The following is a 26,477-nucleotide window of genomic DNA, read 5'->3' on the forward strand; positions in this document are numbered from 1 at the left end:
TCCCCACAGGTCGATGGGCTGAAGCCTTCTGCTCCCATCCGTCTGACTTGCGACGAACGCAGGCACAGTCTTCCCGTGAGATTTTCGGAGCCCTCAGCTCCCCAACGAAACAGGTATCAAGTGGTTTACGCAGTAGTGCGCGCCGGCGGACGGCAGGAGAAGGTCGAGGTCGGCACGATCGTTCAGCTCGACCGTGTTCAGGCGGCTGAGGGCGAGAAGATCGAACTTCCCGCCGTTCTCTTCGTCGACGGCGCCACGGTGACCACCGACGCTGACAAGCTCGCGAAGGTCAAGGTCACCGCTGAGGTCATCGGCAACCTCCGTGGCCCGAAGATCGTCATCCAGAAGTACAAGAACAAGACCGGTTACAAGAAGCGCCAGGGCCACCGTCAGGAGCTCACGCGCGTCAAGATCACCGGCATCAAGTAAGCGGAAGAGGCTTAGGACATGGCACATAAGAAGGGCGCAAGCTCCACCCGCAACGGTCGTGATTCCAACGCCCAGCGACTGGGTGTTAAGCGTTTCGGCGGTCAGCAGGTCAACGCAGGCGAGATCATCGTCCGCCAGCGCGGCACGCACTTCCACCCCGGCGTGAACGTCGGACGCGGTGGCGATGACACGCTGTTCGCTCTGGAAGCGGGCGCGGTCGAGTTCGGCGCGAAGGGCGGCCGCAAGGTCGTCAACATCGTCGCCGCTGCTCAGTAATCGCAGCACAGCAGACATTCCGGTTCGGGGCGGGCTTCGGCTCGCCCCGTCCGCGTATCCGCGCATGTCGCGCGGGTGCATTGATTGAGAGGGACACATGGTCACGTTTGTCGACACGGTGACGCTTCATCTGCGCGCCGGCAAGGGCGGCAACGGCTGTGTGTCCGTTCTGCGCGAGAAGTTCAAGCCCCTGGGCGGGCCCGATGGTGGCAAGGGCGGGGACGGCGGCGACATCGTTCTCGTCGCCGACACCCAGACCGGCACGCTGCTGCCGTACCACCACGCTCCGCACCGCTCATCCGGCAACGGCGGCTTCGGCATGGGCGACCACCGCTCGGGTTACGACGGCGAGACTCTTGAGCTCCCCGTTCCGGTCGGCACCGTCGTCAAGACACCAGAGGGCGAGATCATCGCCGATATGGTGACTCCGGGGGAACGCGTCGTGGTCGCGGAGGGCGGCCAGGGCGGGCTCGGAAATGCAGCGCTCTCCGGTCCAAAGCGCAAGGCTCCGGGCTTCGCGCTCCTCGGAACTCCTGGGTTCGAGGGCGATGTCATCCTCGAGCTCAAGACCGTCGCCGACGTCGCGCTGGTCGGCTACCCCTCGGCGGGCAAGTCGAGCCTGATCGCCGCGATCTCCGCTGCACGGCCGAAGATCGCCGATTACCCCTTCACCACGCTGCACCCGAACCTCGGGGTCGTGCAGGCGGGCGATGCCCGTTACACGGTCGCCGATGTCCCGGGCCTCATCGAGGGCGCGAGCGCAGGCCGCGGCCTCGGTCTCGAGTTCCTCCGGCACGTCGAACGCTGCTCGGCGCTGCTGCACGTCCTCGACTGCGCGACGCTCGAGCCGAACCGGGACCCGATCTCCGACCTCGACGTCATCCTCGCCGAACTCGAGGCGTATGAGGTGCCCGAGGGGCAGACCCCGCTCCTGGAGCGCCCGCAGCTCATCGCGCTGAACAAGATCGATGTCCCGGAAGCACGTGATCTCGCGGATCTCGTGCGTCCGGAGCTCGAAGCGCGCGGTTTCCGCGTCTTCGATATCTCCACGGCCTCCCACGAGGGCCTGCGTCCGCTGACATTCGCGCTCGGCGAGATCGTCGAGCAGCACCGTGCTGAGACGGCCGTCGAAGTGCCGGCTGAGCGCGTCGTCATCCGTCCCCAGGGAGCGGAGAAGGGCTTCAGCGTTCGCCTGGAGGGCGGTTCCTACGGGAACTATTACCGAATCCTCGGCGAGAAGCCCGTGCGCTGGGTTCAGCAGACGGACTTCCAGAACGAGGAAGCTGTCGGCTACCTGGCGGATCGCCTCGAGCGGCTCGGCGTCGAGACCGAGCTCTTCCGCCTCGGCGCGACTCCGGGCGCGACCGTCGTGATCGGTGAGGGCGACGGACTCGTCTTCGACTGGGAGCCGGCGATGACCTCCGCCGCGGAGATGATGACCGCTCCGCGTGGAACGGACCCTCGCTTGGCGCCGAACAGTCGCCGGACCACGAACGAGCGGCGCGAGCAGTATCGCGAGCGCATGGACGCTCGAGCGGCATTCCGTGCCGAGCAGGACCACAAGCGCCGGGTCACGGCAGACGAGGACACCGACGGAGCCGTCGAATGACCGCACGCTCCCGTGCGGATCTCGGTGCAGCTCGTCGAGTCGTCGTCAAAGTCGGATCCTCCTCGATCAGCGGTGAGGCATCCTGGCGAATCCCGATGATCGTGCACGCCCTGGCGGCTGCGCACGGGCGGGGGTGCGAGGTGATCCTCGTCTCGTCAGGAGCGATCGCCACCGGCATCCCCTTCCTCGACCTCGAGTCGCGCCCGACGGATCTCGCCACGCAGCAGGCGGCTGCCGCCGTCGGGCAGAACATCCTCGTCTACCGGTATCAGGAGGCGCTCCGGCCCTTCCGGATCGTCGCGGGCCAGGTCCTGTTGACGACCGTCGACCTGGAGACCGCTACCTCCCGGAGCAACGCCAAGCGGGCGATGGAACGTCTGATCGGTCTGCGGATCCTCCCGATCGTGAACGAGAACGACACGGTCGCCACGCAGGAGATTCGCTTCGGCGACAACGACCGCTTGGCTGCGCTCGTCGCCCAGCTGGTCGATGCCGATGCGCTTGTACTGCTCAGCGATGTCGAGGCGCTCTACACGAAGCCGCCTACCGAGCCCGGCGCGGAGCCGATCGACACGATCCCCGCCGACGCCGACCTCTCGGACCTTGAATTCGGTGCGACGGTCGTGAACAGCGTCGGCACCGGTGGGGCGGCCACGAAGGCCTCGGCAGCGCGTCTGGCGGCTGCCGCGGGCATCGGCGTGCTCGTGACCAGCGCCGACCTCATCGACCGTGCGCTCCGCGGGGAGGAGCTCGGAACGTGGTTCGAACCAGCAGAGCCCGAGCACTTCGCGACGATCTGATCGTCATCTCGGCGGCGCTGCCCGCGGCTCTGGGTACACTGACCGAATGAGCGAAGCGTCCCTCACCGTCTCCCTGCACGACCGTCTCGCGTTGGCCAAAGAAGCCTCACGCGCCACGGCACAGCTCACGAGCGCCGAGAAGGCGGATGCGCTGGAGTCGATCGCTGCGGCGATCGAGTCGAGCGCGGCGGAGATCATCGCCGCGAATGAACGCGATATTGCCCGTGGCCGCGCATCGGGCATCGCCGAATCCCTGGTCGATCGCCTCCGCCTCGATGAAATCCGGGTGGCGTCGTTGGCGTCGGCAGTGCGGGAAGTCGCGGCACTCGGTGATCCCGTCGGCCAGGTGGTCGGCGGTCACCGGTTGCCGAACGGCGTGTCCCTCGAGCAGGTTCGCGTGCCCTTCGGAGTCGTCGGGGCGATCTACGAGGCCCGTCCGAACGTAACCGTCGATATCGCTGCTCTCGCACTGCGCTCGGGCAACGCGGCGGTGCTCCGCGGCGGGAGCGCGGCGGAGGAATCGAATACCGTGCTCGTCCGGGTGATGCGCGAGGCCCTGGCATCGGCCGGGATCACCTCCGAAGCGATTCAGACCGTTGACGACTTCGGACGCGAGGGGGCCCGTGCGCTCATGCAGGGGCGAGGATTCATCGATGTGCTGATCCCGCGGGGCAGCGCGTCGCTGATCGAAACGGTCGTCACCGAATCCACGGTTCCGGTCATCGAGACCGGGGCGGGCAACGTGCACATCGTGCTCGATTCCACCGCGCCCGAAGACTGGTCGCGCGAGATCGTTGTGAACGCCAAGACGCAGCGTCCGAGTGTGTGCAACGCGGTCGAGACGGTGCTGGTGCTACGTGATGCCGCAACGCGGCTCGTGCCGCTCGTCGCGGATGCCCTCCAGAGTGAAGGCGTTGCGATCCACGGTGATGATGTCGTCGCCGGCATGGTGGCCGGCGTGATCCCGGCCACGGATGAGGATTGGGAAACCGAATACCTCGGGCTCGAGATCGCGATGAAGGTCGTCGACAGCCTCGATGACGCGCTGGCGCACATCCGGCAGTACAGCACGGGCCACACTGAGTCGATCATCACGACCGATACCCGCAACGCAGACCGGTTCCTCGCCGAAGTGGATTCCGCTGTCGTGATGGCAAACGCCTCCACGCGCTTCACCGACGGCAGCGAGTTCGGCTTCGGCGCCGAGGTCGGGATCTCCACCCAGAAGCTTCATGCCCGCGGTCCGATGGGGCTCGCCGAGCTGACCAGTACGAAGTGGTTGGCGCGTGGGTCCGGTCAGACCCGCGCGTGAGAGATAGGATGGGGGAGCGTCTTTTCGCACCCGGACAGGAAACGGAGTCAGGATGAACCTCGTCGCACACATCGCGATGGCAGCCGCTGAGACGGAGCACCACGGAAACGTGCAGCTGGAGACTTTCATCTTCGGCGTCATCGCGGCGGTGATCTTCGCCCTGTTCGCCCTGGTGACCTTCTCGTATCGCCACGTCTCGAACCGTCAGGCGGCCACTGACGACGCTTCGCACGGCGCCGACAGTCACGGGGCAGGGCACAACCACTAGGGCCTATGGAGAACACGACCACGCGCCCTCCCCGCATCGGGGTGATGGGCGGAACGTTCGATCCGATTCACCACGGCCACCTGGTCGCGGCGAGCGAGGTCGCGCATTCGTTCGACCTCGACGAGGTCGTGTTCGTCCCCACCGGCCACCCGTGGCAGAAGTCGAAGGTGAGCCCGAGCGAGCACCGTTATCTCATGACGGTGATCGCAACGGCATCCAACCCTCAGTTCACGGTCAGCCGTGTCGATATCGATCGCGAGGGCCCGACCTACACGATCGATACTCTGCGTGATCTACAAGCAGAACGACCAGACGCGGAGCTCTTCTTCATCACGGGCGCTGATGCCGTAGCGCAAATTCTCAGTTGGAGAGACCATGATGAGTTGTGGAAGCTGGCTCATTTCGTTGCCGTGTCTCGCCCGGGGCACGTGCTCAGTATCGATGGCCTGCCGAGTGGAAACGTCAGTCAGCTGGAAGTTCCGGCCCTTTCGATCTCTTCGACGGCATGTCGTGAGCGTGTGAAGGAAGACCAGCCTGTCTGGTACCTCGTTCCTGACGGGGTCGTTCAGTACATCGCGAAGCATCATCTGTATCGGAGCAAGTCATGACTACACCGGATCAGCCGGGCAATCAGCCCCTGACCCGCAAGCAGTTGCGGGAGATGCGTCTGACGGGCGCGACGCCCGTGATCAGTGATGCGATGGCAGCGCCGCCAGTCACACCCGCGCCCGTGGTGCAGACTCCCGTCGAGGCCGCTCCGGTGGCGCCGGCAGTGCAAGCGACGGTACGCGAAGCACCGGCGGAGGCCGCCAGCCGCAACCCGTTCAGCCGGCGCCGCCCCCGCATCGAGGACTCCTATTCGTCGCCGATCACCCAGGACAACCTCCCCAGCAGAGTCGCTGATGAGAACGAGGGTGTCGATGACTCGGCCACGGCCGTGAATCCGCGTAGCGCTGCCTTCGCCGTCGATGTGCCGACGGGCAACTACTTCGAGACGCCGACGACTGCTCCGCAGCAGGTTCCTCTTCAGCAGCCCTATGTGCCGGAGACGCCGGAGACACCGACGGCGACGGCGCCGCAGCACGTCGACGATTCCTTCGGCGCGAGCACCGCCACCCCCCGTTTCGAGGATGCAGTGGCGCGTCCGACCGTGAACCCGGCGTTCGGACAGGACATCCTCGACGAGAACCCTCCGGTAGCCCCGGCGGCTTCGTCGTTCGACGAGCTCATCACCACGGATTCGGGCGGCTCGCACCGTGCGCCGAACACTCTGATCTTCACCCCGTCGGCGAACGAGGGCTCGCTGTCTGGGCCCGTCGCGTCAACCGGCGAGGTCCTCGTCACCGGGAGCTACGACCTGCCGGCCGGCATCGGGTCCCACGGGCATGCTCATGGAACCACCGACGGCAAAGATGTGGATGCCGTACTCATCGATGGCGAGTTGCCTCCGGCATCCTCGCCGACCCCGATCGCGGCCAGCGCCGCGGTCAGCACCATCAAGCCTGCCGGTGAGGTCATCCGACCGCCGGCGCCTGAAAAGGGCAACAAGCTCATGCTGATTTTGGCGATCACGGCGGGCGGGCTCGCGCTTGCCCTCGCTGTGGCGCTGATCTTCGCCTTTACTACGAATGTGATCTAATGCAGTCTCCCGAAAACGCCGTTCAGATGCTGCAGCTGGCAGTGGATGCCGCTGTGTCGAAGGGCGGCGAGGATCTCGTCGCGCTCAACGTCTCTGAACCGCTCCCGCTCGTCGATGTCTTCCTCATCGTGACCGGTAACAGCGAACGCAATGTCGCTGCTATCGCCGATGAGATCGAAGACAAGCTCATCGAGGCGGGCCACAAGCGCGTACGTCGCGAGGGCCGTCAGGAGTCGCGCTGGGTTCTTCTCGACTTCGGCGACCTCATCGTTCACATCTTCCACGGTGAAGAGCGTTCGTACTACGACCTCGAGCGCCTGTGGAAGGACTGCCCGACCGTGCCGTTCGAGATCGCTGAGCCGAGCACCGAGCAGGTCTGAGATGGCTGTGCACCTGATCACGGGCGCCGGGTCAGGAATCGGCGCTGCTCTTGCGCAACGCCTTCACGATCGCGGTGATGATCTGGTGCTCCTGGCGCGTGACGCGGGGCGTGCTCGTGAGCTCGCTTCGCGTTCTCCACGCGCTGCGACACTGGTCGGCGATCTCGCCCAGCCGGGGCGCCTGTCGTGGGCGTTCTCCAAGCAGCCTCTGCCGGAGCGCATCGATTCGTTGGTGCATGTCGCGGGCGTTGTGGATCTCGGTCCGGTCGCCGATCTGCCCTCCTCCCTCTGGGAGCAGCAGCTCGCCGTGAACCTCGTGGCGCCGGCAGAGCTCACACGTTTGATGTTGCCTGTGCTGCGCGTGTCACGAGGCCAGGTGCTCTTCGTGAACTCCGGGGCGGGCCTGCGGGCGAACGCCGACTGGGGTGCGTACGCGGCGTCCAAGCATGGGCTCAAGGCCCTGGCCGACGCCCTGCGCGCTGAGGAGGCCGAGCATGGTGTGCGGGTCACTACGGTGTATCCGGGGCGCACAGCGACGCCGATGCAGGAGAAGGTGCACCGTCAGGAGGGCGCCGACTACGTCGCGGAGCGGTTCATCGACCCCGAGTCGGTGGCGACCTCGATTCTCACCGCGCTGGATCTTCCGCGCGACGCGCAGATCACGGATCTGTCGATCCGTCCGGGCATCTGACCGATAGACGAAGGGGCGGTGCCGGATTCGATCAGGCACCGCCCCTTCGCCGTTCGCGCGATCAGATGATCGAACGGCCTTCCTGCTTCGCCTCGCGGGCGTCCTTCGCGAACGCGCGAATGATCACGGCGAGCACGCCGATGACGACGACCGGCCAGACCAGGACGTACGCGGTGAGAATGATGATCTCCATCAGTGATCCTTTCCACTCAGACGGTTGGCGGCATCAGCATCCGTCAGCACGCCCTCCGCCTCGGTGATGACGTCGTTCTCCGCGGTGTCGAAGTCGCCCGTGCGGTGACGGATGACCGAGAAGTCGAACCTCTTGGTCTTGTTCATCATGGTGAGGGCGACGCAGACGATCGTGCTGACCGCGTATGCGACGAGCGAGCCCGACAGCACCGGATAGGTGTGCAGGAACCCGATCGCGAACGGGGCGGATGCCACCGTGGCGATCGACCCGACGATGACAGCGATGCGCAGCCCGAAGAACCCGAACGCCATCAGTGCGAGCACGATGCCGATGCCGATGACCGAGAGGACATCGCTGGCGATTCCGAGTCCGCCGGAGAGATCGATCCACTCGAACCGCACGGGCAGGAATGCGGCCAGAGCCGTGACGACCGCGACGCTGAACGCGACGTTGGTGACGCGGTTCCAGTAGAAGCTCGCGATGACGGGGAACACGAGAGCGCCCCACATAGCGCCGACGAAGACCAGGAGATCGAGGATGTTGAACTGCATGGTAGCGAAGCACAGGGCGGCCGCGGTCGCGCCCACCATGGTGAGCCGGCCGACCAGCAGCATCGTCTTCGGGTTGGCGTTCTTCTTGCCGGCGATGTTCTGGCCGTAGATGTCGGCCATCATGATCGACGAGAGCGCCGTCATATCGGCGTCGGCCGTCGACGACAGCGAACCGATGATCATGACGAAGAACACGCAGATCAGGATGGGCGGCAGGTAGGTGGCGGCCATCTGCGGGATGAGGTTGTTGACGTCGCCGCCCATGGGCTCGATGCCTGCGTACAGGGCGAGGACGCCGAGCATGCCGATGCCGATGATGGATGCGCCGTAGCCGAACGTCGCGGTGACGAACGTCTTCTTGATGAGGTCCTCGCGAACAGCGAACAGGCGCTGAGCGATCGTCTGGTTTCCGATCGCGTAGGCGAGCACAGCCGCGATGTACGGTGCGCCCTGGCTGAAGAACGCGTCAGAAGAGAAGAAGTCCCCCTGCTGCGGGGTGAGGTTCTTCGCGCCCGTGACGAACAGGTCTGGGCCACCGGCGGCGAAGAAGATCACGGGAACGATGATCGCCACCGCCCCCAGGATCGCGATGACCTGCATGAAGTCGGTGAGCACCGATGCGCGGAATCCCGACCACAGAGTGTACGCAAGGACACCGATCGCAATCGTGACGATGCCTTGCGTGAAGGTGAACGGCGACAGCATCGATACGAGCGCGCCACCGGCGATGAGATTCGAGGTGAGGCTGATCACGCTGCCGAGGACGTTGGATCCGGCGAGCATGAGCTGGCTGGAGCGGCCGTGCCTGACGAACATGACCTCGGCGATCGTATGCGCCTTGGGCGCGACCTTGCGGATGCGGCGACCGAACGGGTAGATGAGCAGGATCATCAGGGCGCCCCAGAGGCCGTAGTGGATGGGGCCTGAGATGCCATACGTGTAGCCGGACGTGGCCGAGGCGTACATCGATGACGCCCAGATCCAGGTCGCGGTCATCGAGGCGGCCGAGATGCCGAAGCCGATCTTTCCGCCGGCTGTCATATAGCCGTCGGCGTTCTCCTTCTTCTTGGAGATGCGTATCGACATGTAGAGGCTGCCGCCGAAGAACAGCAGCATGAGCAGGACGACAATCGGTCCTGAAAGGGTTTGGAGGTCTCCCACCGGTGGTTCTCACTTTCTCGTCGTGGTGCGGCTTGGCCGCTTGGCGAAGAAAGGAACGCGCTAAATCGGGGTGAAGACGAAGGTGTTGCAGCGGGAAAGGGGGGCGAGTCTCAAGACTTTCTGCATGGCGATGAACGAACCTGGACCACTGAGGCGCATGGCAGCGCACAGACGAGAAGTCCGGGGTGCGGCTCCTTTCAGGGGGAATCGTGCGTGAGAAGACGGTCGTCGCCTCGGGCGGAACGGGCTGAGTGCAGTGCGCGCACCGGGTGGTCGCAGGGAGCGCTTGGCCTTCCTGCTCACGCGGGTGCGAGCATCCTTTCCACCATAGCAAGTTCCCAGCTAGCCTGATCCGCCGGGCGGTTCCCGCTCCTGGTCAGCGGATTCAGCTGAACAGCACGACACCGTATACGCCGAAGAGCGCGAGGTGCGCGGCGCCGTGCATGGCCGTGATCCGCTGGGACGCGAAGGTCGCGAGGGTGAGCAGGAGCGTCGTGCCGAGCAGCAGCAAGTCCGCAGGAGTTTCGGCGAGGATGACTTGCTGCCCGGTGGCCATGCCGATCACGAGCACCGCGGGGATCGTCAGCCCGACGGTCGAGACGAGCGCGCCGTGGCAGAGGTTGATGACGCGCTGAGGTTCCGCGGCGAGCGCCGCGCGGACGGCGGTGATGGATTCCGGGAGGAAGACGATCATGGCGATGAGGACTCCGGCGAGCGCGACGGGCGCGCCGAGGCGCCCGAGCCCGTCATCGAGCTGCGAGGCCATGTCGTGGGAGAGGAGCACGATCGGCACGACCGTCACGACCAGTAGGCCCAGGCGGATGATCACTTCGGTGCGGTGCTCGCGAAGAGTCTGGGCGATCGGCGGGCGGGGCTGCTCCTGCTGCGGGCGCGCCGGCGTGGACCGGGGGAGAGCCTCCATGAAGTCCGCGGCCTGGCCGCCCATCTGACGGGCGAGGAAGAAGGCGTAGAGTCCGATGGTCAGGATGATGATCGGAATCTCCTGCGCGACCGTGTACGCACCATCCTTGCCGATCAGCGTCGGCAGGCCGAAGGCCAGGGCGATGAGCACGACGAGCATCGCGAGGTATGCCGACGAGCCGGTGCGGTTGTGGGCGAGCCCGCCGTGGCGCATGCCGCCGACGAGCAGTGCTATGCCGATCACGAGGTTGAGGATGATCATCGACACGGCCATCACGGAGTCGCGGGCGATCGTCGCGTGCTCGCCGGGGCCGAGCATCACGGCCGAGATCAGGATGACCTCGATCAGCACGATGGACAACGTCAGCACGAGTGAGCCGTAGGGATCGCCGAGCCGATGGGCGAGCGCCTCGGCCTGTTTGACAACGCCGAAGGCGCAGACGAGGATCACCCCGATGATGATGCCGAGTGCGATGACGAGCACCGGTCCGGACGGTGTCGCGAGCAGAGGAGCGGCGATGAGGAGTGCGATGAACGCACCCCACCCGAGAATGATGCGGGTGATGTCGGATGCGGTGACGAAACGGTTCAGCGTGAGAGGGGACACGATCTGCTCCTGAGAGTGGGGCCGTCCCCGGAAGAATGTCACCGGCGCGGGTCGTCCCACGCGGTCGCCTGTCGTCGAGGATAGCAAATCCCGGCTGAACTGCCCCCGACGCCACTCCCGTCAGCGCGGGCCGAGGACGGAGAGCACCGCTGTGGTCGCCAGCTGCACGCCGGCCTCCAGCGTCGCTTCCATGGTCGGGGCGAATCGGGGAGCGTTCGACTGGACCGTGAGCACACTGAGCCGTGCGCAGATCGAGCGCTTGCGCACGATCGCGGGTCCGCGTCGGCATTCGCCGGCCCCGCTTCCCGAGAGCTTCGCCGACATCCTGCAGGTGCTGTGCCGTGACGGCCGCGCATCCGCTGCGGAGGTCGCAGCTGCGACGGGTCTGGCGCCGACGACCGCGCGGCGGCGATTGCAACGAATCTTCGACAGCGGCGCACTCGTCTTCCGATGCGATGTGGCGCAGGCTGCTGCGGGCTTCCCCCTCGCATGCCAATGGCATGCGAGGCTGCCCGTCGAGAAGCATCGCGAGGTGGCGCGGATACTGCGCGATTGCGGCGCACTGCGCTTGTGCGCGTCGATCACCGGGCCGTCGAATTTCATGTTCATGTTCTGGCTGCAAAATCCGGCGGAGGTCATGGATCTAGAGCGTCAATTGGCCTCACGTCTGCCCGAGCTGCGTGTCACGGAGTCGACGATGATCTCCCACATCGCGAAGCGGATGGGCTGGCGCCTGGGGGCGATGGGCGTGCGACGGGCGAGGTGCAGGCGCCGGGATTGGCGTGGAGTGTGCCGCGGCTCAGCTGACGGGTTCGAACGGCCGACGCAAAAGCAGAAGTCCCGCGGATTTCTCCGCGGGACTTCGTTTCGGTGGACCTGAGGGGACTCGAACCCCTGACCCCCTGCATGCCATGCAGGTGCGCTACCAGCTGCGCCACAGGCCCATCTTGTTTTGTTTCCCCGTTCCCGGGGCAACAAGAAAAGCTTACAACAGGAGTCGTCGGCCGCGCGAATCGAGCGCGGCGCCCGGGTGTTTCGTTTTGGGATGCGGGAACACCCGGGCTGTGATCGACGTTGTGACGGGCATGGATATCTGGGAGAGCGTCGTCATCGGGGCGGGCCAGGCGGGGCTGTCAGCGTCGTACCACCTGCAGCGTCTGGGAATCCGTCACGTCGTGCTCGACGCGAACGCATCGGCGGGTGGCGCCTGGCAGCACCGGTGGGATGCGCTGACGATGAGCGACGTCCACGGCGTCGCCGAACTCCCGGATGCCGCGGCGCCGGTGCGCGACGCCCAGCGCGCGAACATCGTCGTACCGGCATCCTTCGCCGCCTATGAGACGGAGCACGATCTCCCGGTGATCCGTCCCGTCCAGGTCGACAGCGTGACGGATGATGACGGCATTCTCGTCGTGCGGGCGGGGGAGCGCACCTGGCGCACTCGAACAGTCGTCAACGCGACCGGAACCTGGACGCAGCCGTTCCTTCCGCGTTATCCGGGAATGGTGACGTTCCTGGGCGAGCACCTGCACACCATCGACTATCCGGGGCCGGAGCATTTCCGGGGGCAGCGGGTGCTGGTCGTCGGCGGGGGAGCCTCTGCCGTGCAGTTCCTCGGGGCGCTCGCCCCGATCACGGAGACGCTGTGGGTGACGCGGCGGGAGCCGATCTGGCGGGATGACGAGTTCACGCCGGAGGCCGGCGCCGCAGCGGTCGCGCTGGTGGAGAAGCGCGTCGCGGAGGGGCTCCCGCCGCAGAGCGTGGTGGGTGTGACCGGCCTCATGCTCCGGCCGCAGGAGCATGAGGCCTGGGGCCTGGGCGCCTACGCCGACCGTCGCCCGATGTTCCAGCGGGTCGAGCCCGACGGCGTGCGCTGGGCAGATGGCTCCTTCGAACCCGTCGATGCAATCCTCTGGGCGACCGGATTCCGACCGGCCATCGCGCATCTCTCACCGTTGAAGCTGCGGAGCGCCGCCGGGGGCATCCAGCTCGACCGGCGCGGCCGCGGAACCCGAGCTGTCGCGGATCCTCGTGTGCAGATGGTCGGTTATGGCCCTTCCGCGAGCACGATCGGTGCGAATCGTGCCGGACGCACGGCGGCGCTCGGGGTGCGCACCGCGCTCGGTGCGCCGGTCACCACCGGTTGAGCACGTCCTCCGCCCAGCCCTCGATGCCATCCACGCAAACGCAATTTCCGCGGCATCCAGAGCCCACCCGGTCCAGACTCCGAACAGTTGATCCGTGCGGGTCGTGATCACGAGAGCATTGGTTCTCGAGTGCCGGTTGAAGAACGGCGTGAATGTCAGGTCAGCGCTCCGACCGGTGATGCGAGGTCCTTCACCGTGTCTTGGAATCGTCGGGTGCTGCGGCCGCCAGCGACCTCATCGAAGTCGAGGGTGAGCTACGTGGTCAGCTCGCGTTCGTTCATGGCTCGATTATCCCGGCCCGGGATGCCGCTGGGGAGACTAGCCTGGACGCATGTCTCGGGTCATCGTCTTCGGCGGTCACGGCCGCATCGCCCTGCTGCTCGCCCCGCTCCTCGTGGGGCGCGGCGATGAGGTCACGGCGGTGATCCGCAATCCGGATCATCGTGCGGAGGTCGAGGCTACCGGAGCCGCCGCGCTCGTCGTCGATGTCGAGCAGACCGACACCACGGGTCTCGCGGGGATCATCCGCGGGCACGAAGCGGTCGTCTGGGCCGCCGGCGCGGGCGGTGGCGACCCGGAGCGCACCTATGCGGTCGACCGGGATGCCGCGATGCGGTCGATGGATGCCGCCTCCGCCGCCGGAGTGGCGAGATACGTCATGGTCTCCTGGATCGGCTCGACCGCCGAACACGGCGTTCCCGAGGGCGACTCGTTCTTCCCCTATGCGGATGCGAAGTGGGCCGCGGACGAGCACCTGCGCGGCACGGATCTCGAGGGCACGATCCTGGGCCCCGGTGGCCTCACCTTCGACGAGCCGACCGGACGGATCGAGCGCGACCCCGAGGGGCGCGGCGAGGTCGCCCGTGCCGACGTCGCCGCGGTCATCGCCGCGACGCTGCACGAGCCGCTGACGATCGGGCGCACCATCCGCTTCGGCAACGGCACGGCAGATTCCGCCGAGCCGATCCGCACGGCCCTGCGCCGCTGAGCGCGATGGCGAAGATTGCAGTTCGCGCTGCCGCCGCCCTTGTGATCGCTCTGGGCCTCATCGGCATGCCGGCGGCCTCTGCAGCGCCTGTCCCCGCGATGGTGCAGCGCGCCGAGAAGACGGCCCCGGCGCAGCACGCGACGCGCCTGGTCGAGGCGATGACCACCGAGGAACGAGCGGCGAGCATCGTCATGGGGCACATCCCTTCGACGGATCCCGCGGTGCTCGCGCAGTACATGGCCGATACCGGGATCGGCGGCTTCATCCTCATGGGCGCGAACATCCCAGACGACGAAGGCCGGCTTCAGCAGATCACGGCCGCGCTCAGCACCGATCCCGCTGTTCCGGCGCTCATCGCGATCGACCAGGAGGGCGGGTTGGTCTCCCGCCTGCCGTGGGACGACTTCGCCGCCTCGACGACGCTGAAGAACGCACCGGTCGATCAGACGCAGGTCGCTTTCGCCGGGCGTGCGGCCCTGGTCGCCCGCGCGGGGGCCACGGTGAATTTCGGAGTGGTGGCGGATACGACGGCCGATACGGGGTCGTTCATCTACGGGCGGGCACTGGGAGCCGACCCCGACACAGCGGCAGCGCGGGTCGCCGCGGCGGTGGCTGCGGAGGACCCGCTCGCCGCCTCGACGCTCAAGCATTTCCCCGGGCACGGTGCGACACCGGGTGATTCCCACGAGCTGATCCCGTCGACGTCGAAGTCCCGTGCGCAGTGGGAGAAGATGGATGCCGTGCCCTTCGTCGCGGGGATCGAAGCCGGAGCTTCGCTTCTGATGTTCGGTCATCTGGCCTACACCGCGGTCGACGAGCTCCCGGCATCGATGTCGGCGACGTGGCACGACATCGCCCGGGACGACCTCGGGTTCGACGGGGTCATCGTGACGGATGATCTCGGCATGCTCCAGTCGAGTGGAATCGCGGCCTATGCCGATCCGGTCGCCAACGCGGTCGCCGCGGTCGCCGCGGGAAACGACCTCGTGCTGACGATTGCGCACTCGACGCCGCAGACCGTTGTCGACATCACGCAGGGGATCGTCGCGGCCGTGGAGAGCGGGACGATTGACGAAGCGCGACTTCAGGATGCCGCGGAGCGCGTCATGACGCTGCGGCTGGAGCGTGCAGCATCCGCCGCCGTCTGGTCGCCCGCCGACTGATCCTGTCCGAGCCAGGCCTCCAGGATCCGGACCCGCAGCGCATTGCCTCGCTCGGCGAATCCGCGCTGGCGGCGCACGTACTCGGCCTTGCCCTCGCCCGTCTCGATCGGCACGGGTACGACTCCCCAGTCAGACAGATCGTAGGGCGCGGCCTCCATGTCGAGCAGACGGATATCTCGCGCCAGCTCGAAGGAATCGAGGAGGATCTCCCCGGGGATCAGCGGTCCGAGCTTCATGGCCCACTTGTATATGTCCATGCCGGCATGAAGGCAGCCGGGCTGTTCGAGCACAGGCTGCTCGGCGCGCGTCAGCGCCTGTCGGTTGCGCGGAATCGCGTCGGGCGTGAAGAAGCGGAACGCGTCGAAGTGCGTGCAGCGCAGGTCGTGCGCTTCGACGAGCGCATCGGTTCCGGCCTGTCCGAGCCGGAGAGGGGCGCTGTGCCGGTGCTCGTCGTCGCGGTAGACCATCGCCCACTCGTGCAGGCCGAAGCATCCGAACTGCCCCGGGCGGGAGGCCGTGCGACGCAGGATGGACTCGATGAGGCCGGCCAGAGGGGCCTTCTGCTCCGCGAAGTCAGCGGCGTCCGCGAAGACGGACCCGGCTTCGGCCCCCGGCGAATACCAGCGCCAGTCGGCGCGCTCGTCCGCATCGTTCAGTTGAATGCCCGCTCCGGCATGCCAGCGTCGCAATTGCGCGGGGGAGTAGGAGTAGTAGGTGAACAGGAAGTCCCAGACGGGATGCTTCTCCCCGCGGGCGGACCGTTCCCGATGATCCGCGGTGAGCGCGTCGGCGCGCTCCTGGTGGGCGCTCTCGCGTTCCCGCCACGCCGCGCGATCGAGCGGGCCGACCGGGATCATGACTGCAGGATGCCGACGTCGGTGAGTCGTTCGCGCAGACCCGCGCCATCGGATGCCGCGACCCAGGGCGTCGCACCATCGGAATGGTCGTCGGAGACCGCACGGCCGCCGGCGAGCATCGCCTCGGCGGTCGAGAGGCGCCGGATGGCGACGCCGGCGACGAGCTCGGGGTGCTCCTGCATGAACTCGCTGTAGATGGCCTCGTCATGCTGACCGTCGTCGCCGATGAGGAGCCACTTCATGTGGGGGAACTCGGTGGCGATGCGACGCAGGTTGGTGAGCTTGTGCTCGCGCCCGCTGCGGAACCACCGATCGTGCGTGGGGCCCCAGTCGGTCAGCAGCATGGCGCCGGAGGGGAAGAGGTGGCGGCTCATGAACCGGGTCAGCGTCGGTGCCACGTTCCAGGCACCGGTCGAGAGGTAGATGATCGGCGAGCCGGGATTCTGTTGGATGAGCTGGTCGAGCAGGACGGCCATTCCCGGGACGGGCTGACGGGCATGCTCGTCGATCACGAAGGAGTTCCACGCGGCGACGAAAGGACGCGGCAGCGCCGTCACCATGACGGTGTCGTCGATGTCGGACAGCACCCCGAACTCGACGTCGTCGGCGACGATGTAGGCGGTCGCCTCGACCGGCTCCTGGCCCTCGACGCTCATGGTGAACCCCTGCCACCCGGGTGCGAGTTCGGCGGGGATCACGGCATCGATCACGCCGCCACGATCGGCGATGACCTCGTGCGTCTGCCCGCAGATCGTGACGTGAGCTCTGGCGAAGCCGATCGGGATGCCGACGAAGCTGCGCCACCCGCGCACACTCGCGTACTCGCCGTTCTCCGTGCGCCGGCGCGGCGGCACGATGAGCACGCGGCCCACCACTCGCACCCAGCCGGTTCCGCCGTAGCCGGGGAAAGGGAGAACGGTCGCCGAACGCCCCCGGCGTCGCGCCCATCGCTCCCGCCAGGCGTGCAGGCGGTGCTCGAGGCGCGCGAACCAGTGGATCCGGGGCTGGGCTGCGCTGTCTTCGGACATCCCCTTCAGTCTTTCATGCTCGGAGCGGCGCTCTCCGCCGAGTCCTCGGTGTGCATGTGCCGGGCCTCCCACCGGGTGAGGAGCTTCTTGCCGAGCCAGATCACGAGGAGGAAGACGATGATGACGGCGACGAAGATGTAGCCGGCGAAGTGCACGCGGTCGACGAGCTCACGGAATCCGCCGGCGGCGAGGGACGTGATGCTCACATATGCTCCGGCCCACAGCAGGCAGGCAGGGGCGGTCCAGGCGAGGAACCGCCGATAGGAGTAGGCGCTCATTCCGACGGTCAGCGGAACGAGCGAGTGCAGGACGGGAAGGAATCGCGAGAGGAAGATCGCGACCCCACCACGGCGTTGCAGATAGTTCTCAGCACGCTGCCAGTTGCCCTCGCCGATCCGGCGGCCGATCCAGGAGTGCCGGATGCGCGGGCCGAGCCAGTGGCCGAGCCAGAAGCCGATGCTCTCGCCGATGAGCGCGCCGATCACGACAGCGATGATCATGGCGATCGCCTGGGGTACTCCCTCGACGCCGAGGGAGGCGATGATGACAATGGTGTCCCCGGGCACGATGAGCCCGATGAGGATGCTCGTCTCCAGCATCACCGCGACCCCGGCGATCAGGGTGCGGGTGAGCGGGCCGACAGCCTGCACGAGGTCGAACAGCCAGAGAAGGAAGTCATCCACCTGCCCGAGAATACGGCGTCGTCCGAGCTTTACGCTGAGAGGGTGCCGCACTCCGCCTCTGTGATCCGCCTCGCTAGCGACCCGCCGCTGGACCTCGAAGCGCTGTTCCTCCTCCTCGTCGACGGGGACGAGGATGTGTTCTGGCTGGATGCCGGGACGGAGGCGGCGGACGGATGGAGCTTCCTCGGGGTCGGTGTTGCCGACGAGGACGGGCCCGCTGAGGTTGTGCTGGGGGACCCGGACGAGACGGACGGCCCGCCGCTGCGCGATGGCTGGGTCGGCTGGCTGGATTACGAGAGTGGTGCCGCGTCCGCCGGCGCGCCGGTTTCCGAGAGCGCGGATGCACCGTCATGGCTGCGGCTGAGAGCTTCGATCGCGGTCGATCACGCATCCGATGAGGTATGGGCGCTCGGAGACCGGGAATCGGTCGACGGGTGGGTATCGGCATCCGCTCGGCGATCGCCGGCGGAAGCACCGATGCGCCCGCTGCTGCGCATCGCCGATGCGCGGCACGACCCCGGTGATTATGCCGGGTTGATCGAGCGCTGCCGCGATGCGATTCGGGCGGGCGACGCCTACCAGCTGTGTCTGACGACACGATTCTCGGTCTCCGGAGTGCACGATCCCGCCGCCGTTTACCGCCGGCTCCGCGCGGCGAGCCCGAGTCATCACGGCGGGTTCCTGCGCATCGGCGGGCGCGCTCTGCTCAGCGCCAGCCCGGAGACGTTCCTGCGCACTCAGGGAAACCGCATCCTCACCCGCCCGATCAAGGGCACCCGGCCGAGGGGCGAAGACGAAGCATCCGACATCGCCTTCGCCGACGAGCTGCTCGCCAGTGAGAAGGAACGCGCGGAGAACGTCATGATCGTCGACCTCATGCGCAACGACCTTTCACGGATCTGCGAGCCGGGAACGGTCCGCGTCGACGGACTCTGGCAGATCGAGTCGTATCCGGCCGTGCACCAGCTCGTGAGCACGGTGAGCGGCCAGCTGGCTCCGGGCACCACGGTGCGGCGTCTGCATCAGGCGGTTTTCCCCGCCGGCAGCATGACGGGAGCCCCGAAGCTGTCGGCCATGACGATCCTGAACCGGCTCGAGCGCGCACCTCGCGGGGTGTACAGCGGATGCTTCGGCTACATCGGCAGCGACGGGGCGATCGATCTGGCGATGGTGATCCGCAGCATCCTCATCGACTCCGAAGGCGCCGCCATCGGCGCCGGGGGAGGCATCACCTGGGGCTCGCGCGCCGCCGAGGAAGTGGCCGAGGTCGCGACGAAGGCGCGCGCACCGCTGGCGGCGCTCGGAGCCGAGCTGCCCGAGACCTGGCGCGGATAGTCATCGGATATCCTGGAAGCGCCCGACTTTTGTGCAGTCCGCTTCCTGAGATTGGCCGTTCGTTGTCTGAAAACCTGCCCACCCCCACCGACGCCGCCGACGAGACCTCCTCGGTGCATGACATCCAGGCCAAGTGGCAGCAGTACTGGGCAGAGAACGACACGTTCGTCGCCGGCGGCGACGATGACGCCCGTCCGCGCAAGTACGTGCTCGCGATGTTCCCGTACCCGTCGGGAGACCTGCACATGGGGCACGCCGAGAACTACCTCTACTCGGACATCGTCGCCCGCTACTGGCGTCACCGTGGGCACAACGTGCTCAACCCGATCGGCTGGGACTCCTTCGGCCTGCCCGCCGAGAACGCGGCCATCCGCCGCGGCGCCGACCCGCGTGAGTGGACGTACCAGAACATCGACCAGCAGAAGGTCGGATTCCAGGCCTACGGCGTCTCCTTCGACTGGACGCGCGAGCTGCACACCTCCGACCCCGAGTACTACCACTGGAACCAGTGGCTGTTCCTGCAGATGCACGAGCGCGGCCTCGCCTACCGCAAGAAGAGCCCGGTCAACTGGTGCCCCAATGACCAGACGGTGCTCGCCAACGAACAGGTCGTCGACGGGCGTTGCGACCGCTGCGGCGCCGAGGTCATCAAGAAGAAGCTCACCCAGTGGTACTTCAAGATCACCGACTACGCCGATCGCCTTCTCGACGACCTCGACCAGCTCGAGGGCCACTGGCCGCACAAGGTGCTGCAGATGCAGCGCAACTGGATCGGCCGCTCCATCGGCGCCGACGTCGACTTCCGCATCGAGGGTCGCGACGAGCCGGTCACGGTCTTCTCGACGCGTCCCGACACCCTCCACGGCGCGACGTTCTTCGTCGTCGCCCCCGATGCCGACCTCGCCGCAGAGCTCGTCGCCGAAGCATCCGATGAGGTCCGCGACGAGTTCCGCACCTACCTCGAGAACGTCCAGAAGACCACCGACATCGACCGTCAGGCCTCCGACCGCCCGAAGACCGGTGTGTTCCTGGAGCGCTACGCCATCAACCCCGTCAATGGCGAGAAGCTGCCCGTCTGGGCGGCCGACTACGTGCTCGCCGACTACGGCCACGGCGCCGTCATGGCGGTCCCCGCGCACGACCAGCGCGACCTCGATTTCGCCCGCGCCTTCGACCTGCCCGTCACGATCGTCGTCGACACTCGCGCGGCCGACGCCGAAGAGACCCTCGACGACCTCGACCCGGCGAAGACCGGAGTGGCGCTGACCGGCGAGGGCGTGCTCATCAACTCCGGCGACCTCGACGGTCTCCCCAAGACCGAGGCGATCGCCCGCGCCATCGAGCAGCTCGAAGAGCGCGGCACCGGGCGCGCGGCGAAGAACTACCGTCTGCGCGATTGGCTGATCTCGCGGCAGCGCTTCTGGGGCACGCCGATCCCGATGCTGCACCACGAGGACGGCTCGGTCAGCCCAGTGCCCGCCGAGCAGCTCCCCGTCAAGCTCCCCAGCGTTGAGGGCCTCGACCTCAAGCCCAAGGGCTCTTCGCCCCTCGGCGCGGCCGAGTCGTGGGTGCGCACGGTCGACCCCGTTTCGGGCGACCCCGTGCTGCGCGACCCCGACACGATGGACACGTTCGTCGACAGCTCCTGGTACTTCCTGCGCTTCCTCTCCCCGAACAGCGACCAGGTCGCATTCGACACCGACGAGGCCAAGCGCTGGGCGCCGGTCGACTCGTACATCGGCGGTGTCGAGCACGCGATCCTGCACCTGCTGTACGCGCGCTTCATCACGAAGGTGCTGTTCGACATGGGACTGGTCGAGTTCACCGAGCCCTTCTCGAGCCTCATCAACCAGGGCATGATCATCCTCGACGGCTCGAAGATGTCGAAGAGCAAGGGCAACCTCGTGCTGTTCCAGGAGGAGCTCGACAAGCACGGCGCCGATGCACTGCGCACCGGCCTCGCCTTCGCCGGCCCCGTGGAGGATGACAAGGACTGGGCCGATGTCTCCACGACGGGCGCTCAGAAGTTCCTGTCCCGTGCGATGCGTCTGAGCCATGAGGTCGCCTCGCCCGTGGGGACCGACGGCACCGGCGGCGCGGCAGCGCTGCGCCGCGTGACGCACCGTCTGCTGGCGGATGCCCCGGGCCTCGTCGAGCAGACGAAGTTCAACGTGCTCGTCGCCCGTCTCATGGACCTCGTCAACACGACGCGCAAGACGGTCGATTCGGATGCCGGCGCTGCCGACCCCGCGGTGCGCGAGGCCGTCGAGACCGTCGCGATGATGCTCGACCTGATCGCCCCGCACACGGCGGAGGAAATGTGGGAGGCGCTCGGCCACGAGCCGTCCGTCGGGCTGGTCACCTGGCCCGAGGCAGACCCGGCGCTCATGGTCGCGGACACCATCACGGCGGTCGCGCAGGTCAACGGCAAGGTCCGCGCGCAGCTCGAGGTCCCGGCCACCATCTCCGCGGAGGAGCTCGAAGCCCTCGCCCGCGCCGATGAGCGGGTGATCCGTGCGATCGGCGACAAGGAGATCGTCAAGGTGATCGTCCGTGAGCCGAAGCTGGTGAACTTCGCCGTCAAGGGCTGAGCCTCTTCTTCTGCACAGGGCGCCCGGTCGCCCGCTTCTCAACAGAGGCGGACGACCGGGCGCTTTCGTCTCGGTCGCGGCGGCCTAGCGTGGCGGGGTGACAGCGAGCGATTCTGAATCTGAGCGTCCGGATGGGCGGGCGCGCCTCCGGCTGAGCATCGGTGCCGCAGTGGTGCTGGGGCTCGTCGTGCTCTCGGGCGCAGTGGGGCTCGGGATCATGCGTGGGCAGACTGCGCCGATGCAGGCGATCGCCTTCGACGAGGACCCGGAAATTTCCGAGCGGGATGCCGTCAGCGGCGGCGAGCTGTATGTTCACGTGCTCGGGCAGGTCGCGGCACCGGGGCTCTACGTGCTGGACCGCGATGCTCGCGTCGTCGATGCGCTGGCGGCTGCGGGTGGCACCCTCGATGACGCCGATCTGCAGGCGGTGAATCTGGCGCGTGAGCTCAGCGATGGAGAGCAGCTCATCGTGCCGGTGATTGGCGCGGTAGAGACCACCGCAGCTGGAGGGGGAGCCGCGCCGATCGGTGATGGGCGCGTCGATCTCAACAACGCCGACAGCGCAGCCCTGGAGACACTGCCGCGCATCGGTCCTGCGCTTGCCCAGCGGATCATCGACTGGCGGGAGAAGAACGGACGCTTCCGTTCGGTCGAGGACCTGCTGGCCGTCTCGGGCATCGGGGAGAAGATGCTCGAGGGGCTGCGCGACCTGGTGCGGGTATGACCGGCACGACGCGGGTGCGCGACTTTCGTCTCGTGCCGCTCGCTCTGCTCGTCTGGGCGACGGCGCTGCTGTGCGTCTATGTTCCGGGCGCTGCGGGATGCTGCGCCGCGGTGCTCCTGCTCGCCGCGTTGGCGTCATTCGGGATGCTGATCGCGGGCACTCGTCGCCACGGCGGTTCGCGGGGAGGACTTCCCGCGGTCATCGCGGTGACGATGGCAGCTGCGGCGCTGTCCGTCGTGTTCGCGACTCCTGCCCGCGAGCAGACCGTCGAGCTCGACGGACGAAACATCGAGGTGACGGGAACGGTCTCCTCATCCTCCTCGACGGGCAGCGACGGGCGGGCTTGGTTCGATGCGCAGACGCTCGCCGGGACACCCTCTGACGGGGACGTTCCCGCGGGAGTTCCGGTGCGCATCGGCGTCGACCGCATCCCGGGCCTCGAGCTCGGTGCGGTGATCCGCGTGCGGGGTCAGGCGATGGTGACCGAGGCCGGTGAGCGGGCTGCGCTCGTCGTCTTCGGGACCGAGGTGGAGATCCTGCGCCCCGCCGAGGGCATCTTCGGGATCGCCGCCGGCGTCCGCGAGGACTTCGTCGCGCGTGCGCTCCGGCTCCCCGAACCCGGTGCTGGCCTGCTCCCCGGCCTCGCTGTCGGCGATACACGGGCCGTCTCGGACGAGCTGAACGAGGCGATGCTCCTGTCCGGGCTGAGCCATCTGACCGCGGTGTCCGGAGCGAACTGCGCCATCGTCTGCGGCGCGGTCTTCTGGTTCGTCTCGATTTGCGGGGGTGGGCGCGGACTCCGCGTTGTGCTCGCCCTCGGTTCGCTGGCCGCCTTCGTCGTGCTCGTGACGCCGGAGCCGAGTGTGATCCGCGCGAGCGTCATGGCGGGGCTCGCCATGACGTCGTTGCTGTGCGGGCGTCCCGGCGCGGGCGTCGGAGTGCTGTGCCTGGCGGTCGTGGGCATCCTCGTCGCGGACCCCTGGCTCGCGACGACACCGGGGTTTGCGCTGTCAGCCGCGGCGACAGCGGCATTGATCGTCCTCGCGCCTCCGCTCGCGCGAGGAATGGCCCGGTGGATGCCGCCGCCGATCGCCCTGGCACTGGCGATCCCGCTCGCCGCACAGCTCGCCTGCGGGCCGATCATCGCCCTGTTCGCCGAACAGCAGTCGCTGATCGGGATCCCGGCGAACATGCTCGCCGAGCCTGCTGCCCCGATCGCCACGGTCGTGGGGCTGCTCGCCTGCCTCGCCGCGCCCATACCGCTGCTCGCCGACCTCCTGGCCGCCTCGGCGTGGCTGCCCGCCGCCTGGATCGCCACGACCGCGCACGTCTCGGCGGCGGTCCCGGGTGGCATCATCGCGGTCGTCCCCGGGGTGCTCGCGGCTTCGGCGGTCGCTCTGCTCAGCACTGCGGTCGGGGTTGTGCTGAGCGTTGACGGGCTGGCGCGCTCGCGTCTCATCCGCCGCCTTTCTCACGCGACGCTCGTCATCGCCGCGGCGCTTCTCGGTGGCCGGATGCTCCTCGGCGGTCCTCTCGCGCCTCTCACCGTGCCGGGCACGTGGTCCATCGCCGCCTGCGACGTCGGCCAGGGAGATGCGCTGCTGGTTCGTTCGCAGCATCAGATCGCCCTGATCGATACGGGCATCGAGGATGAACCGATCGCCGACTGCCTGAACGCGCTGAGCATCTCGCGCATCGACCTGCTCGTCATCACGCACTTCGATGCCGATCATGCCGGTGCAGCCGCAAGCCTCGCCGGTCGCATCGGAACCGTGCTGCACGGGCCTGCCCGCACCGATGAGGAGGCGAGACTGCTGCAGGCGTTGGAGGCAGGCGGTTCTCGTGTCGTGGAAGCATCCGCCGGCATGCGCGGCGCGCTGGGAGACGCGCGCTGGGAGGTCCTGTGGCCGCGAGCCGGCTCAGCGGCGTTTCCCGGAGGAAACGACGGCAGCGTGGTGGTGGAATTCAGCGGGGGAGAGGTGCCCCGCTCGCTCTTCCTCGGCGACCTCGGAGCGCTGCCGCAGCGCATGCTCGCCACTGACCTGCGCGGACAATACGCGGTGGTCAAGGTCGCCCATCACGGCAGCGCCGATCAGCATCCGGATTTGTATGCGCAGATCTCTCCCCGGGTCGCCCTCTACAGCGCCGGCATCGAGAACACCTACGGGCATCCGCGCCGGGAGATCATCGAGGTCACCGAATCAGTTGGAGCCGTCACTCTGCGCACCGATCTGCAGGGCCGGATCCTGCTCGCGCAGGAGGACGGCGAGCTTCTCGTCTGGACGGAACGCGTGCGCGACACGGCCGATGGCGACGAGCCCGAGTAGGCTCGTAGTCATGGCCGCACCCCGTTCCTCCGCCCGTGGCGGCGCGAAGGCGACGAAGATCCCCCAGGTCTCGTGGCGTGAACCGCGACCGGCACCGATCGTGCTCGTCTCCGGTCCCGAAGAGGTCTGCGCGGAGCGCGCGATCGCCGGTGTGCGCGACTATTTGCGTGCCGAGGACCCGGCCCTCGAAGTCAGCGACGTGCGTGCCGACGACTACGCTCCCGGAACCCTTCTGTCGCTGACCTCCCCGTCGCTCTTCGGAGAACCCCGACTCGTCCGGGTCGCCGGCGTTGAGAAATGCTCCGATGCGTTCCTGAAGGAGGCCGTCGCCTACCTGGACAACCCCCAGGAGGGTGCCACGGTCCTGATGCGTCATACCGGGGCCAGCGTCCGCGGCAAGAAGCTGCTCGACGGCATCCGCGCAGGAACCGGTGGTGGCATCGAGATCGCCTGCCCGACAGTCAAACGCGATAGCGACCGGGTCGACTTCGCTGCGGGAGAATTCACCGCGGCTCGGCGACGCATCGCCCCGGCGGCGCTGCGCGCGCTGGTCTCGGCCTTCGCCGACGACCTGACCGAACTCGCGGCGGCCTGCCAGCAGCTCATCCGCGACGTCGAGGGCGACATCGCGGAAGAAACCGTCACGAAGTATTACGGTGGCCGCGTCGAGGTCTCGGCATTCGTCGTCGCCGATACGGCGATCTCCGGGCGATACGGAGAAGCGCTCATCGCGCTGCGTCACGCGCTCGACTCCGGTGCCGACCCCGTGCCGATGGTGGCGGCCTTCGCGATGAAGCTGCGCACGATGGCGCGCGTCGCCGGCCAGCGGGAGCCGAGCCGCAGCCTCGCGCAACGACTGGGCATGAAGGACTGGCAGGTCGACCGTGCGCGTCGCGACCTCAGCGACTGGAACGAGAAGTCTCTCGGATTGGCGATTCAAGCCACTGCGCGTGCCGACGCCGAGGTCAAGGGTGCCGCGCGCGATCCGATCTTCGCGCTTGAGCGCATGGTCACGGTCGTAGCCACACGCGCTCCATTCGGAGAGTAAACACAACGGGCTGGCCTAGGGTGGATCCCGATGAGACTTCTGCTGATCAGACACGGACAGACCCCCAATAACGTCGCCGGCGCGCTCGACACCGCTTTCCCCGGCGCGGGCCTCACGCCCCTCGGCTCGGTGCAGGCAGCAGCAATCCCCGGCGTCCTCGCCGACGAGAAGATCCGCGGTGTCTACGCATCGCGGCTGACACGCACCCAGCTCACCGGAACACCGCTCGCACGTGCCACCGGTCACGACATCGAGGTGCTCGACGGCCTGGAGGAGATCCAGGCCGGAGACTTCGAGATGCGCACCGATGAGGAGGCCGTCGCCGGCTACGTCGGAACGCTCACCCGCTGGGCGCAGAGCGATCTGGGATACGCGATGCCGGGATCGGAGAGCGGCGAGGACTTCCTCGAACGATACGACCGCGCTATCGCATCCATCGTCGACAACCACGCCGGAGAAACGGCAGCCGTCGTCAGCCATGGTGCGGCGATTCGCATGTGGGCGGCGCACCGTTCACGCAACGTCGACACCGTGCAGGCGGTGCAGCGCTGGTTGCACAACACGGGCATGTGCGCACTGGAAGGCGATCCGCGCTCCGGGTGGGATCTCGTCACCTGGCACGGCGACCCACTGGGCGGACACGCGCTCGAAGACCCCGCGGCGAAGGACATCACCGGCGATACGGCGGCTGAAGCGACGGCTTGAGAGCCGACGCTGAACAAGCGCTCGGAAATGTGAAAGGGCCCGTC

Annotated in this window: 26 protein-coding genes, 1 tRNA gene and 1 pseudogene; 20 read left to right on the forward strand and 8 right to left on the reverse strand. The window is 67.4% G+C overall.

Annotation, left to right across the window (positions count from 1 at the left end):
* Nucleotides 1–120: 120 nt before the first annotated feature.
* The 10 genes from rplU to ACWAUG_RS10310 all read left to right on the forward strand — a co-directional run bounded on the left by rplU (nucleotide 121) and on the right by ACWAUG_RS10310 (nucleotide 7,404).
* On the forward strand, nucleotides 121–429 hold the full coding sequence (rplU, locus tag ACWAUG_RS10265) for a 50S ribosomal protein L21 (protein ID WP_298039955.1): 309 nt from the start codon (nucleotides 121–123) through the stop codon (nucleotides 427–429).
* A gap of 18 nt (nucleotides 430–447) precedes the next feature.
* Nucleotides 448–705, forward strand: a complete 258-nt coding sequence (gene rpmA / locus ACWAUG_RS10270) for a 50S ribosomal protein L27 (RefSeq protein WP_144796514.1) — start codon at nucleotides 448–450, stop codon at nucleotides 703–705.
* 97 nt (nucleotides 706–802) lie between these two features.
* Entirely contained in the window at nucleotides 803–2,314 is a 1,512-nt protein-coding gene (gene obgE, locus ACWAUG_RS10275) for a GTPase ObgE (protein ID WP_298039951.1), read from the forward strand.
* On the forward strand, nucleotides 2,311–3,114 hold the full coding sequence (gene proB / locus ACWAUG_RS10280; protein WP_298039949.1) for a glutamate 5-kinase: 804 nt from the start codon (nucleotides 2,311–2,313) through the stop codon (nucleotides 3,112–3,114). Before obgE ends, proB begins: the two co-directional genes overlap by 4 nt.
* A 46-nt stretch (nucleotides 3,115–3,160) precedes the next feature.
* Nucleotides 3,161–4,426 carry a glutamate-5-semialdehyde dehydrogenase gene (locus ACWAUG_RS10285; protein ID WP_460802349.1) on the forward strand — a complete coding sequence of 422 codons (1,266 nt, stop codon included), beginning with the start codon at nucleotides 3,161–3,163 and terminating at the stop codon, nucleotides 4,424–4,426.
* A gap of 52 nt (nucleotides 4,427–4,478) precedes the next feature.
* Nucleotides 4,479–4,694 (forward strand): hypothetical protein, encoded by a 216-nt coding sequence (locus ACWAUG_RS10290; protein ID WP_298039945.1) that lies wholly within the window; start codon nucleotides 4,479–4,481, stop codon nucleotides 4,692–4,694.
* Between the two features lie 5 nt (nucleotides 4,695–4,699).
* On the forward strand, nucleotides 4,700–5,302 hold the full coding sequence (gene nadD, locus ACWAUG_RS10295; protein WP_298039943.1) for a nicotinate-nucleotide adenylyltransferase: 603 nt from the start codon (nucleotides 4,700–4,702) through the stop codon (nucleotides 5,300–5,302).
* Nucleotides 5,299–6,333: a hypothetical protein gene (locus ACWAUG_RS10300; RefSeq protein WP_460802350.1), complete on the forward strand. Its 1,035-nt coding sequence runs from the start codon at nucleotides 5,299–5,301 to the stop codon at nucleotides 6,331–6,333. The genes nadD and ACWAUG_RS10300 overlap by 4 nt, the downstream gene beginning before the upstream one ends.
* Complete coding sequence (gene rsfS, locus ACWAUG_RS10305; RefSeq protein WP_298039938.1) at nucleotides 6,333–6,713, forward strand: ribosome silencing factor; 381 nt, start codon at nucleotides 6,333–6,335, stop codon at nucleotides 6,711–6,713. The genes ACWAUG_RS10300 and rsfS overlap by 1 nt, the downstream gene beginning before the upstream one ends.
* Before the next feature lies 1 nt (nucleotide 6,714).
* Entirely contained in the window at nucleotides 6,715–7,404 is a 690-nt protein-coding gene (locus ACWAUG_RS10310) for an SDR family oxidoreductase (protein WP_460802351.1), read from the forward strand.
* Nucleotides 7,405–7,465: 61 nt separating this feature from the next.
* Here ACWAUG_RS10310 and ACWAUG_RS10315 read toward each other — a convergent pair whose 3' ends face one another.
* The 3 genes from ACWAUG_RS10315 to ACWAUG_RS10325 form a co-directional block, all read right to left on the reverse strand.
* Entirely contained in the window at nucleotides 7,466–7,597 is a 132-nt protein-coding gene (locus tag ACWAUG_RS10315) for a putative transporter small subunit (protein WP_298039933.1), read from the reverse strand.
* Nucleotides 7,597–9,264 (reverse strand): sodium:solute symporter family protein, encoded by a 1,668-nt coding sequence (locus tag ACWAUG_RS10320; RefSeq protein ID WP_298040007.1) that lies wholly within the window; start codon nucleotides 9,262–9,264, stop codon nucleotides 7,597–7,599. Before ACWAUG_RS10320 ends, ACWAUG_RS10315 begins: the two co-directional genes overlap by 1 nt.
* A 430-nt stretch (nucleotides 9,265–9,694) precedes the next feature.
* Nucleotides 9,695–10,837, reverse strand: coding sequence for a calcium:cation antiporter (locus tag ACWAUG_RS10325; protein ID WP_298039931.1), 1,143 nt, complete (start codon nucleotides 10,835–10,837; stop codon nucleotides 9,695–9,697).
* A gap of 226 nt (nucleotides 10,838–11,063) precedes the next feature.
* On the opposite strand from ACWAUG_RS10325, the gene ACWAUG_RS10330 reads away from it, so the two are divergent.
* Complete coding sequence (locus ACWAUG_RS10330; protein WP_460802352.1) at nucleotides 11,064–11,717, forward strand: Lrp/AsnC family transcriptional regulator; 654 nt, start codon at nucleotides 11,064–11,066, stop codon at nucleotides 11,715–11,717.
* Here ACWAUG_RS10330 and ACWAUG_RS10335 read toward each other — a convergent pair.
* Nucleotides 11,709–11,781, reverse strand: a tRNA-Ala gene (locus ACWAUG_RS10335). The genes ACWAUG_RS10330 and ACWAUG_RS10335 overlap by 9 nt on opposite strands.
* A gap of 120 nt (nucleotides 11,782–11,901) precedes the next feature.
* Here ACWAUG_RS10335 and ACWAUG_RS10340 point away from each other — a divergent pair.
* Complete coding sequence (locus ACWAUG_RS10340) at nucleotides 11,902–12,984, forward strand: flavin-containing monooxygenase (protein WP_460802353.1); 1,083 nt, start codon at nucleotides 11,902–11,904, stop codon at nucleotides 12,982–12,984.
* Nucleotides 12,985–13,092: 108 nt separating this feature from the next.
* On the opposite strand, the pseudogene ACWAUG_RS10345 reads toward ACWAUG_RS10340, so the two are convergent.
* Nucleotides 13,093–13,191: pseudogene (locus ACWAUG_RS10345) on the reverse strand (hypothetical protein); the annotation flags it as partial.
* Between the two features lie 124 nt (nucleotides 13,192–13,315).
* Between ACWAUG_RS10345 and ACWAUG_RS10350 the strand changes: the two are divergent.
* Both ACWAUG_RS10350 and ACWAUG_RS10355 read left to right on the forward strand, forming a co-directional pair.
* On the forward strand, nucleotides 13,316–13,972 hold the full coding sequence (locus ACWAUG_RS10350) for an SDR family oxidoreductase (RefSeq protein ID WP_460802354.1): 657 nt from the start codon (nucleotides 13,316–13,318) through the stop codon (nucleotides 13,970–13,972).
* 5 nt (nucleotides 13,973–13,977) lie between these two features.
* On the forward strand, nucleotides 13,978–15,135 hold the full coding sequence (locus tag ACWAUG_RS10355; protein WP_460802355.1) for a glycoside hydrolase family 3 N-terminal domain-containing protein: 1,158 nt from the start codon (nucleotides 13,978–13,980) through the stop codon (nucleotides 15,133–15,135).
* Here the strand turns inward: ACWAUG_RS10355 and ACWAUG_RS10360 are convergent.
* From ACWAUG_RS10360 to ACWAUG_RS10370, 3 genes are read right to left on the reverse strand one after another with little or no spacing between them, the layout of a single operon-like run.
* Nucleotides 15,057–15,992 (reverse strand): 3-methyladenine DNA glycosylase, encoded by a 936-nt coding sequence (locus tag ACWAUG_RS10360; RefSeq protein ID WP_460802356.1) that lies wholly within the window; start codon nucleotides 15,990–15,992, stop codon nucleotides 15,057–15,059. The two genes, ACWAUG_RS10355 and ACWAUG_RS10360, sit on opposite strands and share 79 nt — an antisense overlap.
* Nucleotides 15,989–17,020, reverse strand: coding sequence for an App1 family protein (locus ACWAUG_RS10365; protein ID WP_460802357.1), 1,032 nt, complete (start codon nucleotides 17,018–17,020; stop codon nucleotides 15,989–15,991). The genes ACWAUG_RS10360 and ACWAUG_RS10365 overlap by 4 nt, the downstream gene beginning before the upstream one ends.
* Nucleotides 17,021–17,025: 5 nt before the next feature.
* Entirely contained in the window at nucleotides 17,026–17,703 is a 678-nt protein-coding gene (locus ACWAUG_RS10370) for a DedA family protein (protein ID WP_460802358.1), read from the reverse strand.
* 42 nt (nucleotides 17,704–17,745) lie between these two features.
* Between ACWAUG_RS10370 and ACWAUG_RS10375 the strand changes: the two genes are divergently transcribed.
* From ACWAUG_RS10375 to ACWAUG_RS10400, 6 genes are all read left to right on the forward strand, one after another.
* Complete coding sequence (locus tag ACWAUG_RS10375) at nucleotides 17,746–19,038, forward strand: anthranilate synthase component I family protein (protein ID WP_460802359.1); 1,293 nt, start codon at nucleotides 17,746–17,748, stop codon at nucleotides 19,036–19,038.
* 62 nt (nucleotides 19,039–19,100) lie between these two features.
* Nucleotides 19,101–21,629, forward strand: coding sequence for a leucine--tRNA ligase (gene leuS, locus ACWAUG_RS10380; RefSeq protein WP_460802360.1), 2,529 nt, complete (start codon nucleotides 19,101–19,103; stop codon nucleotides 21,627–21,629).
* 97 nt (nucleotides 21,630–21,726) lie between these two features.
* Nucleotides 21,727–22,353, forward strand: coding sequence for a ComEA family DNA-binding protein (locus ACWAUG_RS10385; protein WP_460802361.1), 627 nt, complete (start codon nucleotides 21,727–21,729; stop codon nucleotides 22,351–22,353).
* Nucleotides 22,350–24,680: a ComEC/Rec2 family competence protein gene (locus ACWAUG_RS10390; protein WP_460802362.1), complete on the forward strand. Its 2,331-nt coding sequence runs from the start codon at nucleotides 22,350–22,352 to the stop codon at nucleotides 24,678–24,680. The genes ACWAUG_RS10385 and ACWAUG_RS10390 overlap by 4 nt, the downstream gene beginning before the upstream one ends.
* A 10-nt stretch (nucleotides 24,681–24,690) precedes the next feature.
* Complete coding sequence (gene holA / locus ACWAUG_RS10395) at nucleotides 24,691–25,728, forward strand: DNA polymerase III subunit delta (protein ID WP_460802363.1); 1,038 nt, start codon at nucleotides 24,691–24,693, stop codon at nucleotides 25,726–25,728.
* A 30-nt stretch (nucleotides 25,729–25,758) separates the two neighbouring features.
* On the forward strand, nucleotides 25,759–26,433 hold the full coding sequence (locus ACWAUG_RS10400) for a histidine phosphatase family protein (RefSeq protein WP_460802364.1): 675 nt from the start codon (nucleotides 25,759–25,761) through the stop codon (nucleotides 26,431–26,433).
* The last annotated feature ends 44 nt before the right edge of the window (nucleotides 26,434–26,477 follow it).

Source organism: Microbacterium sp. GXF6406 (assembly GCF_054798215.1).